Below are 12,726 nucleotides of genomic sequence, written 5' to 3'. Positions count from 1 at the left end.
CGCGACGGCAGCGACATTCAACCAATCCTTACCTGTTTACACGAGTCATTTCAAACAACTGCTGGGCATTCTTTCCCAAAAAACCATCAAACAGAACTGACTCACCAGGCTCTACTTCCACCATATAACGTTGGGCGATTTCGTAATAGGCGTAAGTCCAGGGAATTTGAATTTCCGTATCCGTAATATCATCTAAGACTGTCACGTATTCAGTCACTGCTTGCGTTGCCGTTTGCCGCAAACCACAAGCAACATCACCCTCAATTTCGGCTTTCATCGGTACACCCAAATTAGCTAAACCACGAGCTGTAGTATCGATATCTGGATACTCTGGAGTGTTTTGCCGATTAACATAGCCTGTAAAGTGATTGACTGCATAACCGTGCAGCAGCACCCAAGCACCATACTGAGTGACTTTACTAACTTCTTCTATCACAGAGCGATGGGGAGGTTGCCAATGATAGGTAAAAACTTTTTGCAGTTCTTTGGCAAGGCGATCGCGATCATGACCGTATGTATCAAATATGGCTGAAAAGCTAAATAGATTTACGCCCGACACTGTTTTCTGAATGAGTTGTGCAGTCTTCTCTGGCAGTTCATCCACAATCAACTCGCTGATAAACAACTTGGGCAAATCAAATTCTTCTTGTTGAGGATGGCGATAATGACGAGCGTAAAGATGGCTGTCTGGAAAAGTATACTCTCCTGCTGCTTCATAACCTAGAGCTTCGGCAAGTTGAGCTAGATAGTCTATTCCCAGGTTCACCTTACCATGTGAACTATCCACCGTTAAGCGCAAAGACCGAAAGGCGATATGATCATTAGCGATAGTTCCACCAGCATTGGTTATCATCTTTGCGTAGGTTTGAGCATAACTTACCCTGGTGCTATATTCTTGCCAAAGCAATTCCCAAAGGTGATGGGCAAGTAGACGCTTCATAGGGACACCCTAATTCATGTATCAACACTAGCGCAGAATTTCTGTTTCATAGGAATTTCAATCACAAATTCTGCACTGAGGAAGGACAAGATGGCAATACAATTTCCCACCATACTTTTCTCTAATTGAATTAGGAACAGTGTGAACGTTGCACAGTAGATAAAGTTTATTCATCACTTGATTATGCAACGCCACATCTTGAAAGGGATAGTTCTAGATATTTGCAATAGGCTTAGGTAAGATGCCCCATTCCAAATCTAGCGTTGCCATTTGAATTTCCAGATACCTATGGAACCAAAGGCCATGATGCCAAAAATCAATCCAGGCTGGTTAAAGGATCTTCTCTCTCTGGGAATATCAATGGAAAATAGAGTTGTTGTTCCGCTTACCTCATTAGCCACAACCAGTAATGGCTGGCGATTAGGGCTATCTGTAGCGGGGATGAACAGCAAACCTTCTGCACCTAGATCTCCCACAGCTGGGTTAGTTTGATCGCCGAAGTTTGTTGGCACATTAAAGTTACGATTGTTGAAGTAGTTGACAAAAAAGGATTTGTGGGGATCGGAAACATCATAAATCATTACACCACTGATACGTTCCAATCCGATAAATGCATAGAAGCGACCATTAATTCTAGCAATCTTCACATCTTCTGGTTCTGGCCCTTTGTCATCACTGCGGGTATCGAAACTGTTCTCCACGTGGTTAGAGTTGAAGAAGTTAGGGAATCTTTGGGCTGTGATGTGTTCAAATTCACTGCCACTGTCGTAAACTCGGCTAAGTTTGTTGTTAGCTTCATCCCATTCCCAAATCGAGAAGGAGCGAGATCCGAACGAATATATCTGCTCAAATCGCCCATCCCCATTCACATCACCTAGAGTGTTAGTAACAGTCAACCGACCCAAATTTTCTGGACGCTTGAGTTCGGTAGCATTGGGAAAAACATTGGAGTCTAGCTGATATCTATTATTACCAGCTCGCACCTCTTCACTAAAAGCATCGTAATCACGAGCATCACCTTCGTTAGCGGTGACAATGTAGGTTTTACCCCTAACTTTATAGGATGCAATACCATCGGGTTGGTACATACCCAAGATAGGCCAGTTGGCAATGTTAATGACGCTATCGCGATCGCTAACATCGAGGGCATTTTCTCCTAACCTATGATCTTGAAAGCCCAAAGGGATAATGTCGGTAAATTCATTATTAATTAAATCGAGAACTGCGATCGCGTTATTCTCCTGCAAGACTACCCAGGCTTTGTTACTATTATCAGCAACAGTGATATACTCTGGCTCCAAATCTTGTGCTACCGTGGCGTTTGGCCCAAAAATTCGTACCCCAGCAGCACGTAGTTTATCAATCTGGCTATTAAACTTAGTAAAGCTAACATTTGCTACACTAGGATTGAAACGCCGTGCAATGTTGGGATCAGGATTGAGAATTTGCCCTTGCACTACAGCAGCAGGTTTTTTACCAGGACTCGAACCAAACAAATTGATAATACTAACTGAACCTTCAGGATCAACGTCATAACTCTGACTTGGTTCACCTTCATTTGCCACTAATACACGGGTGCCATCCGGTGTAAAAGTCAGCATATCTGGTATTGCTCCCACTGTCACAGATTGAAGAACTTCCCCATTAGCATCAAAAAATACCACCTTGCCTGGATCTTGTGGATTATCCGCATCGATTGCTGCTGCCAGTATACCGTTATTAAAAGCGACACTATTAACACTACTACCAAAGCGAGAAATATCAATTGCTGATACCAAAGAAGGATTAGTAGGCTCTTTGATACTGATGATATCAATAGTGTTACTAGCACCATTGGCTACAAATAAACGTTGAGTCTTTGGATCGTAGGTAGGAATTTCCGCAGCCCCAGCATCAAATAAACCTGTGCTGTAAGTACCAATAGGTTGGAGCAAAACTGCATTGACTGGAGTTGCCAGTGCTACCAATAAAGCAGCAGATAGAGCAACTAAACCGATAAGCTTTTTGATGTTAATGGTCATGATTTTCGGAAATAATTGAACGCTTGGCTGAGAAATGCCAATTAGATTTAGATACGATTTATCCCTAACCCCAAATTGAGAGCATGAAAAAACAACCCACTCAGCACTTTGGGGAATTTATTAGCTGGAATTACATCGAGTAGCGATTACAGTTACTTTTGAAAAATACCGATTAAATATTAAGAAAAAATTTAATTTAGGTTAACTAAAGGTAAAAAAGCCGTATTTTTACTTATTCTTTATAGAAAATGTACATCAAACTTGAATTTATTCAGTGTTTGCTACCATCGGGCAAAATATCTTTTAGTGAAGATTTTAAGTATATTGCCCGAACCCAGATTGAGTTGCGATCGCTGTCAATACGATTTAGATCAGCCTACGAGTTATAGGCTGCATAGGCTGGCTTTGTCCGTGTAGCCGCACTCTTAAGGGTGTTGGCTTGCTCCAATTTTAGAATGACTAGTCAAGTTGTAAATTTTCACTCTAAACTACTTAATATCTCCCTGAAAATACTTAGAGTTATCTGAATTTGGTCGCTATCGATAACCAAAGGAGGGCAGAAGCGGATCGCAGCCTTGCCGCAACCTAACAACAATAAACCGTGTAAAAAAGCTGCTTGGATAATGCGATCGCGCAATTTGGAATCTAAATTACCTTCCTCATCCAGCAAATCTACTGCTACCATCAAACCTTTACCCCGTGGCAGCGAAATTCTGGGAAACGACTCATGCAACTGAGTCAAGCCAGTTTGCAATAGTTCTCCCATGTGAGAGGCATTTGCCATCAAGCCCGTTTCTAGAAGTTGTAGGGTAGTAAGAGCAGCAGCACAGGCAACGGGATTACCACCGAAGGTAGTAGCATGGGAACCTGGAGGCCAAGTCATAATTTCCGAGCGAGAAATAATTGCTCCTAAAGGCAATCCACTGGCAATACCTTTGGCTGTAGTAATAATATCGGGCATCACACCCCAATGCTCAATTGCAAACAAGCGTCCGGTGCGCCCCATCCCCGATTGTACTTCATCGACTACCATGAGAATGCCATAGCGATCGCATATTTGGCGAATGCGCTGTAAAAATCCATCCTCCGGCACAAGGTAGCCGCCTTCACCTTGAATTGGTTCAACAATAATTGCTGCGACTTCATGGGGTGGTAACATTGCCGGAAATAGATATTTTTCTAGATAATCTAAACTAGCGTGAGTACCGTAGGGAATATGCGTTACTCCTGGAACAAGAGGGCCAAATCCTGCTCTTTGTACTGATTTAGAACCAGTTAAAGACATTGCCCCGTAGGTGCGTCCGTGGAATCCTCCTAAAAAGGCAACAATCAGAGAACGTCCGGTGTAATATCTTGCTAGTTTAATTGCACCTTCATTAGATTCCGCACCGGAATTGGTAAAAAATACTCTCGCATTATTGGGGAAAGGAGCACGATTAGCTAAATTTTCTGCTAATTTCACCATCGGCTCGTAGTAAAAATCAGTACCCGACATATGCAACAGCTTCGCAGCTTGCTCTTGAATAGCTTGCACAACTTCCGGGTGAGCGTGTCCTGTGGCAGTGACGGCAATTCCCGCCGTCATATCTAAAAAGATGTTGCCATCCACATCTTCCACCATACAACCTTCACCACGAGCCACAACCAAAGGATAATCGCGGGTGTAGGAAGGAGAAGTTACAGCGCGATCGCGTTCCACAAGATCCCTTGCACGGGGGCCAGGTAAAGAAGTTACCAAACGAGGCGATCGTGGTAAATTTTTATTTAGAGAAATACTTAACATTGTTTTTTAGAATTTTGAAATAATTGCTACTCAAAATTAACGCTGATTTACAAGCGTTTGCAGTAGTATTTGATTCTATTTTGGCTCGTGATTATAGTAATGGGTAGCTTGCAAAAGAACTTACGTACGAGTTGAGTTATGGAAGAATAAACCACAGAGAGCGCAGGGGACACGGGGAAAGAGGCTTTGAGAGAAATTTTGGGTAAGTCCTAAATGTAAAACTTAAAATGCGCTCTGTAAGTTTAAATCTCTATCCCAAAACCCCTGTTCCCTATTCCCTTTTAGAGTTGTCTAACTATTCCCGATTGTCAATTTGAGCACGTTGTAGGCTGCCGGAAAAGTCTACGTATACAGTTTTCCATTCCGTAAAAATATCCAAAGCGGTGGTGCCTGCTTCGCGATGTCCGTTACCAGTATGCTTCACACCGCCAAAGGGTAAGTGTACCTCTGCTCCAATAGTAGGGCCATTTATATAAGTAATTCCGGCTTCAATATCGCGCATGGCAGCAAAAGCACGGTTGATATCGCGGGTGTAAATTGAAGAGGAAAGACCGTAGTTTGAATCATTTAAGATAGCGATCGCTTCTTCAAAATTACTAATCTCTATCAAAGCTACCACTGGCCCAAATATTTCTTCACGGGCAACTCGCATTTGGGGCGTAACGTTGTCGAGAATTGTCGGCTCAAAGAAGTAACCGTGTTGTAATTCTCCCTTGCGAGCAATTTCTCCACCAATTAATACTGTTGCTCCTTCCTCACGGGCAATATCTAGATACTTATTTACTCGTTGCAGTTGCCTTTCATTAATTATCGGCCCAACTTCGGTATTAGGATCGGTGCCAGCGCCCAAGCGAATCTTACTGGCACGTTCTTTGAGCATGGTGGTAAATTTTTCCTTGATATCCCGATGCAGAATCAAGCGACTTGTAGCGGTGCATCGTTGCCCGGCAGTACCGAATGCTCCCCAAACTGCACCATCAAGGGCAAGTTGCAAGTCTGCGTCTTCCATGACTATTTGAGCATTTTTCCCACCCATTTCCAAACACACGCGCTTATGAGTGCGCCCGCAGGTAGCACCGACTTCTGCACCAGTTTCAGAAGAACCTGTAAACGATACCAAATCCACATCGGGATGTTCAACTAAGGCTTTTCCTACTTCTTCACCTACTCCATGCACCAAGTTAACAACTCCTGGTGGCAAACCAGCTTCAGCAAAAATCTCGATCAGTTTAGTGGCACAAGCAGAAGTATCTTCCGCTGGTTTGAGAATGACGGTGTTGCCGCACACTAAAGCTGGCATCGCTTTCCAACATGGGATCGCGATCGGGAAATTCCAAGGAGTGATCAGGGCGCAAACACCGATGGGCATCCGTACCGTCATGGCGAATTTATTGGGCATTTCTGAGGGTACAGTTTGCCCAAACAACCGCCGTCCTTCACCCGCACTATAAAAAGCGCAATCAATACCTTCTTGCACATCTCCCCGTGCTTCCACAAGGGGCTTACCCATTTCCCGACTAATTAATTGTGCTAATTCTTCTTTATATTTACTTAGTAGTTCCCCAACTCTAAAAACGTATTCTGCTCTAGCTGGAGCGGGGACAAGTCGCCAATTACGATAAGCTTGGCGAGCAGCGATTACTGCTGCATTGACGTTATCTGTTGTAGAACGCGGGAAGGTAGCAACTACTTCATGCTTGTTCGCAGGGTTGCGGCTTTCTAGAGTAGCTGAAGATGCAGCACCTTGCCATTGACCGTTGATATAGTTGTTGCAAATGAGCGGAGTAGTCATAAATATTCAGCACTCCGACTGATAGGCTGGAACTTTTGTACTAAATTGTAGCAATTGTGGCTGGTTTTCTAAAAGGCAGGAGGCAGATGGCAGTAGACACGTAGACGCGGTAGACGCGTTCGCCGTCAGGCGTTGCGTTAGCTAGCGGCTTCCGTTCAGCGAAGCTGTTCCCGTTCCCCGAAAGGGGTTCCCGCAGGGTAGGGTAGGTACGGCGTATCCGTTGGTAGTGGCTACTTGCAGAAGTCGCTGCGCGCAAGAGCGTAGGTAGGCAGAAGGAAAAAAGCTTATCCTATCTAGTTTCTGGGGATAAGCATTTTACATTTGATTTATGTACACCTACTTAAAAAGTTAGCTTAAGGCTATTACCCCAACGGGAGAACCAGAACCATCTCGTAATCTTAAAATCCCAATTACGAGGGTAGCCCCTTTCGGTGGCAATTGATCCAAATTAGTGAGGTTTTCTAGGACAATACGTAGTTTCTCTAATACCAGAGTGTTGGTAGCGAAAGTTGTATCTTGCCCTGAGTCCACACCATGAGTATCAATTCCAACTCCAACTATTTGACGTTCATTGATAAGAAATTGAATTGCATCCTTACCAAAACCAGGAAAATGCATATTTCCTTGAGTATCCTGGTTCATGAAAGCAATGCGATCGCTCCATTTTTCTTGCCATCCTGTATATAGTAAGACAACGCTATCAGGTGGAATTTCTCCATGCTGTTTCTCCCATGCCAAAATATCTGCGATCGCCAGCGTATAATCTGGATTGACTGTTACTTGTTGTTTAATATTAATTACCACCGCAGGTACAACAAGGGATTTGGCAGGGTATTGATCAATGCCTAAACCAAACTTGTGAAAACTTTTAGGAGCGTTGATATGGGTAGCACTATGTTCCCCCAAAGAAAAACGCCGGAGGTAATAACCATCTTTGTCTAATTCTGCTACAGTCTCAAACTCTACGCTCGGATCTCCTTGCCACTGGGGTATATCAGAGTCAATGACATGGCTGAGGTGAATGATTTGCGAGTAAGTAATACTTTTGGACGCAGCAATAAAATTCTCGGCGTCTCCACCTCCCCGCGTCACCGCATCCTCTTCCTCTCCCCATCTGCGCGTTAACCTCTCTAGCGTCGCTTCCATCACAGCACTAGTTTGTCCTGTGACAGTAAACACCAACGCCTCACGATATACACGTTGTGCTGGGTGATGTAAATAATTAGCAGCACCACTGGAAACAGTAACAGCTGCATGAGCTATGCGTGTCGCCAAATCAATTGCCCAAGCTCGCAGTTGTAATTTTTTTTCCAGTTCTAAACCAGGATTTTGTTGTGCTTGATGAATGGCGGTGCGACAGTTACTTAGTTCTTGCTGAAGAGATGCAAAAGACTTGGCGATCGCTCTCAAGGATTTAGTCTGTGCGGTAGACTCAATAATATCTAGACCAGCAAGAGCGCAACCTGTGGCTAGAAAGGTAGCGCGGAGGACATTGTTTTTGTCGTTTTCATGAATCCAGCCAACAGGTTTAATAGCAACTACAAGTTCTTGAGGTAAGAAGTAGCGAGTTAGGGTTGCAGTGACAGTATTAGTTGATGTCATTGCTGCCAGTTGGGCTGGGGGGGTAAATGTTATTCTACCTCCCGATTCTTGTTCGGTTTCTTGAAAAGGCACAACTCCAAAAACAGCACAATCATCCGGTAATGTGGCAGCGATAATAAAATCCTGAAAGATACGCCATCCAGTTACCCAAGGTACAATTCCGTCTAGTTGATATCCTCCTGGTACTGGTACCGCAATAGTTAGCGGTTCACCTTCACGTCGCAGTTGAGAAAAGCCTACGCCCACTAAAACTTCACCATTCCCCATCCGAGGTAAATATGTTTCTCGAACAGAGGAATTACTGCTGGCAACAAGCATACTAGCAGCGCTTTGGTGTTGAGTTTGTAGGAAAGCTAATGCACCAGAATACCGCGCTATCAGTTCTTGAAATTCACCAAAAGTTGCTTCGCTAACTTCTTTTCCACCCCAATGACGTGGAACGCGCAATGCTAGTAAACCCAATTCTCCCAGACCGCGCAACGCACCCATTAAAATATCTGGGTTAGTATCGATCTCGTTGGCTTTAGCTACAACTTGGTTGAGCAAGTATGATTTGGCAGTATCTATAACAGAGCAGATTTTCTTTGGAAACACTCTTGCATCACAATCCATAGACGCTAGTTAGCTTACCAAAGTTAAGTATAAAGGCTTCGTATTTGAAGTGGTCTGTACACTTTCATCTTTAAAATAAAGAATCCCTCCAAAACACATGAAAAAGGTTTTAGAGGGTTCAAATGTTGCAGCAAAAAGTGAATTATTAATAGGTTAGCAGCTAATCAGATAATTTGTGACTAAGGTTTGGTTAAATTTACTTAAGTTAATTCGATAACTTATTCTTTTATTTACAAGAATAAAAAACAATTAATACCTGTATGACTGTATAAATGACCAAGTTTAGGAGTTCAAATTAATGTTATAAGAATTTGTATTTATATTGCATAATCTAAAGTAAAGTACAAAATTTTCACACGTTGTCGCAATATTGGGTCGATATACGTCAAAATTTTACCTATCATCACGATATATATCTCTCATCATAATTTTGTAAGGATATGTTGCAGTAATTACTTTATAGCTAAGTATAATAATTAGGGTTTAGATTGTTGTAGGGGAATTGCAATCACAAACATTGCTCCTTTACCTAGTGCTGAAATACACTGAAGCTGACCTTGATGCTTTTCAACGATAATTTTGTAACTAATTGATAGCCCCATCCCTGTACCTTTACCTACGGGCTTTGTGGTGAAGAAGGGATCGAACAACTTTTGTCGTACTTCTTCTTTCATTCCAGGGCCATTATCAGCTATACGGATTAAGACAAGATTTCCTTGAAGTTCAGTCCGAATGTGAATCAGTGGAGGCGGGGATTGGGGATTGGGTACTGGTGATTGGGTATCGGGAAAAGTTCTTCCTAGTCCCCAGTCCCCAGTACGCCAGTCGCCACAACGGAGGGAACCTCCGCAAGGCGCTGGCTCCCCTAGTCCCTCTTCTAAAGCATCGATCGCATTAGCTAATAAATTCATAAATACCTGATTGAGTTGTCCAACGTAGCACTCTACAGGTGGGAGATTACCATATTCTTTAATTACCTGAATTTCTGGATGTTCTGGTCTAGCTTTGAGACGATTTTGTAGTAGCAATAAAGTATTATTAATTCCTTCGTGAATATCAACCTCTTTCATATCGGCTTCATCCAAACGAGAGAAATTGCGTAAAGACAGAACAATCTGACGAATGCGATCGGTGCCAATTTTCATTGAAGTAAGAATTTTGGGCAAATCTTGACTGAGAAACTCTAAATCGATCACCTCAATTTCCTCTTGAATTTCTGCTGCTGGATTGGGATAGTGCTGCTGGTAAAGTTCCACTAGATGCAGTAAATCTTGTGTATATTCACTCGCGTGGTTGATATTTCCGTGAATAAAGTTAACTGGGTTGTTAATTTCGTGAGCAATACCAGCAACCAGCTGTCCTAAGCTCGACATTTTTTCAGTTTGAATCAGTTGCGTTTGGGTTGCTTGCAGTTCACTTAAAGTCTCTTCTAGCTGCTGCGCTTTTTCTTGAGCAGTTTGAGCAGCAGTATTACTTTGTTTGTAGAGTTCTGCTTGATCGATAGCTATGGCAACTTGATCCGCAACCGCTAGTAACAACTCCACCTCACTATCCAACCAATACCGAGAGCCACTAAAGTAATTGCAAGATAAAGCTCCTATCTCACCGGATTGAGTATGAATTGGCAGTACTAGTATGGCTGTTATCCCCAAACCGAGGAAAAACTGTTTTGATTTAGGTTCGGGTGTATCTTGAATATCATCTAGCCTAATAATTTCTTTATAGAAAACTTTTTGGGCGATCGGCCCTATTTCTTCAGTATTTGATCGTAAACCCAGTAAACTTGGTACAGCAGGGTTTCTAGCTTCTTGAACAGTCTCCCAGTGGGGAGGTTGCGCCTCAGAACGATACCAAGTGAAAATGCATAAATCAACTAGCAATAAGTTGCGGATTTCGGTAACGACTGTTTCCAGAATATTTTTAATATCCAACGAAGCGCGAATTTGGCTGGCAAGACAATTCAGTAGTGATTCTTTAGAGGCTAGTTCTCTAAACTTTCTCTCCGATTGTCGCAGTGCAAATTCCATACGCTGGCGTTGTAGTTCCGCTGTTGCTCGTGCAGCAAAGATTTTTAAAATTGCTTGAGCATATTCTTGTTGTAATATCGGTTTTGTATCAAATACACACAAGTGGCCAATCACATTGCTAGATGTATCTGAAATCGGCATTCCTAAGTAACTTTCTAGCTTCATAGCCACTGCATTTTGGATTTGAGGAAACAATTGCTGTAAACTATGGGCAAAGCAACGCACTCCGTTTTTGTAAACAAGTTCGCAAGGTGTATTGGCTAACTCATACTCAAAGTTTTCTCCTAGCCGATCTATTTCCCAGAACGCCAAAGATACTACCTTGTCTGGATTTTGATCTAATTTTTCGGCAACTAAGGCATAGCCGACTCCCAAAGCATTGGCTAAATGGCGCACCAGAGCAGGGAAAAAATCTTCGCCCGTAACTGAGGCGGTGCCTGCTACTAGGGCTTGTAGAGATTCTTCACTACGTTTGCGATCGCTAATGTCACGAGTGATGGCAATTAAACCAATAATATTACCTTGAGTATCTCGCCAAGGATTTTTAGTTGTCAGGTAAGTGTAATTTATTCCATTTTGGGGTACCAATTCCTCGAACGTTTCGGCAACTCCTGTAGCGATTACTCTCAAATCTATTTCTCTGATTCGAGCCACTGTTTCTGCTTCAAAAAACTCATTATCATCTTTGCCAATAATTTCCTCAATCGATTTTTGGAAAAAGCGGGCTAAAGCGGAATTAGCCATCACATACCGCCCCTGAATATCCTTAACAAGGATGATATCAGCAGCGTTGTTAATCACTGAATTTAAAAGGTTATAGCTTGCTTGTAGCGACTCTTGTGCCTGTTTGCGCTCCGAAATATCACGGGCTATGGCATAGATTAGTTGTTGTTCAGACAATGTTTTCGATGTCCACAACAGCCATTTATAGGAACCATCTTTGCAGCGGTAACGATTTTCAAAAGAAACGTTTTCAATACCTTGAGCAAGTTTTTGAGCTTCGGCAAGAGTTATTTCCCGATCGTCTGGATGGACAAAATCAATAAATGGTGAGCCTTTTAGCTCTACCTCTGTCCATCCCAAGGTTTGTTCCCAAGCCGGATTGAGTAGTTTGAAGTAGCCGTCGAATCCAGCAACACAAAGCATATCCAACGACAGTTGGAAAAACTTATCTTGCAGTTGCACGTTATCCTCGTTTATTTTTTTACCCCTTCTTCTACGCAATCTTCTATTTTAGCTAAATCACCAACAACTTCTTCCTGGTTGTGTGTCATCTCTAGCGTTTTAATATTCCTATTCCAGACTCCCATCTGGGCTGTATCCAGTTCCAGCTCAAAACTAGTTTCATTTTCCGATGCTGTGGCGAGTTGAAATTTGACATCAGTAATATCCACAGCGTAGCCAATATAACCAATTAAGCTACCATCTACTGTAAATTGTGTACTACTGTATCCAAAATCCAACGGTATTCTCCATCAGCACGGCGCAGACGATATTGTCTTTGAAAATTTTGACGCTTTTCTAAGGCAGTTAAATAAAGCTCGTAAAGCTGTTGTCTATCTTCTGGATGTACTCCTTCTACCCAACCTTTGCCTATTTCTTGCAAGTGCGATCGCCCAGTAAATTCCAGCCAAACAGAATTGAAGTAGTTACAAAGTGTGTCGCATCCTGCCATCCAAATCAACATCGAAGCGGTATCTGTCAGCATACTAAAGTAGTTCTTTATTCTCCGCTATTGCTGTTGCAGCCAATCTCCTGGAACAACTAATGATAATTAGCCTTTGTAAAAACTTGTAATTTATTTGACTTTAAAAACACCATAGTGAAATCACGGCAATTTGCAAAATCTTTTATTTTTTCGATTTTCTACAGCTATTGCTAAATAAATTATTAAAAAATTGTGTTAATTATTACTGTTATCCATGTCAGTAGATACATGAGTAGGCAAT

At 42.4% G+C, this 12,726-nt stretch carries 6 protein-coding genes and 1 pseudogene; 1 reads left to right on the top strand and 6 read right to left on the bottom strand.

The annotated features are described in order from the left end of the window. Positions 1 to 28: 28 nt before the first annotated feature. On the bottom strand, positions 29 to 940 hold the full coding sequence (locus U2718_RS22945; RefSeq protein ID WP_342002491.1) for a DUF1338 domain-containing protein: 912 nt from the start codon (positions 938 to 940) through the stop codon (positions 29 to 31). Between the two features lie 257 nt (positions 941 to 1,197). After that, positions 1,198 to 2,961 (bottom strand): choice-of-anchor I family protein, encoded by a 1,764-nt coding sequence (locus tag U2718_RS22940; protein ID WP_342002490.1) that lies wholly within the window; start codon positions 2,959 to 2,961, stop codon positions 1,198 to 1,200. A gap of 248 nt (positions 2,962 to 3,209) precedes the next feature. Here U2718_RS22940 and U2718_RS22935 point away from each other — a divergent pair, with 248 nt between their 5' ends. Next, positions 3,210 to 3,350 (top strand): hypothetical protein, encoded by a 141-nt coding sequence (locus tag U2718_RS22935; protein ID WP_342002489.1) that lies wholly within the window; start codon positions 3,210 to 3,212, stop codon positions 3,348 to 3,350. An 89-nt stretch (positions 3,351 to 3,439) separates the two neighbouring features. Here the strand turns inward: U2718_RS22935 and U2718_RS22930 are convergent, their stop codons facing one another. From U2718_RS22930 to U2718_RS22915, 4 genes and pseudogenes are all read right to left on the bottom strand, one after another. Then, the gene (locus tag U2718_RS22930) at positions 3,440 to 4,744 is read right to left on the bottom strand and encodes an acetyl ornithine aminotransferase family protein (protein ID WP_342002488.1); all 1,305 of its coding nucleotides are present in this window, start codon (positions 4,742 to 4,744) and stop codon (positions 3,440 to 3,442) included. 295 nt (positions 4,745 to 5,039) lie between these two features. Continuing rightward, positions 5,040 to 6,536 carry an aldehyde dehydrogenase family protein gene (locus U2718_RS22925; protein ID WP_342002487.1) on the bottom strand — a complete coding sequence of 499 codons (1,497 nt, stop codon included), beginning with the start codon at positions 6,534 to 6,536 and terminating at the stop codon, positions 5,040 to 5,042. A 348-nt stretch (positions 6,537 to 6,884) separates the two neighbouring features. Beyond that, positions 6,885 to 8,750, bottom strand: a complete 1,866-nt coding sequence (locus U2718_RS22920; protein ID WP_342002486.1) for a cyclase family protein — start codon at positions 8,748 to 8,750, stop codon at positions 6,885 to 6,887. 476 nt (positions 8,751 to 9,226) lie between these two features. Beyond that, positions 9,227 to 12,485: pseudogene (locus U2718_RS22915) on the bottom strand (PAS domain S-box protein). Positions 12,486 to 12,726 lie beyond the last annotated feature (241 nt).

The sequence above is a fragment of the Chlorogloeopsis sp. ULAP02 genome (genome assembly GCF_038404745.2).
Taxonomy (GTDB): Bacteria; Cyanobacteriota; Cyanobacteriia; order Cyanobacteriales; family Nostocaceae; genus Chlorogloeopsis.
The sequence above is the reverse complement of the archived record's forward strand: the minus strand, read 5'-3'. Positions and strand labels throughout refer to the sequence as shown.

Bases quoted from the DNA above. Each gene is read 5' to 3' on its own strand.
- U2718_RS22925 (WP_342002487.1), bottom strand. From the start codon at position 6,536: ATGACTACTCCGCTCATTTGCAACAACTATATCAACGGTCAATGGCAA.
- U2718_RS22940 (WP_342002490.1), bottom strand. From the start codon at position 2,961: ATGACCATTAACATCAAAAAGCTTATCGGTTTAGTTGCTCTATCTGCT.
- U2718_RS22945 (WP_342002491.1), bottom strand. From the start codon at position 940: ATGAAGCGTCTACTTGCCCATCACCTTTGGGAATTGCTTTGGCAAGAA.
- U2718_RS22930 (WP_342002488.1), bottom strand. From the start codon at position 4,744: ATGTTAAGTATTTCTCTAAATAAAAATTTACCACGATCGCCTCGTTTG.
- U2718_RS22935 (WP_342002489.1), top strand. From the start codon at position 3,210: ATGTACATCAAACTTGAATTTATTCAGTGTTTGCTACCATCGGGCAAA.
- U2718_RS22920 (WP_342002486.1), bottom strand. From the start codon at position 8,750: ATGGATTGTGATGCAAGAGTGTTTCCAAAGAAAATCTGCTCTGTTATA.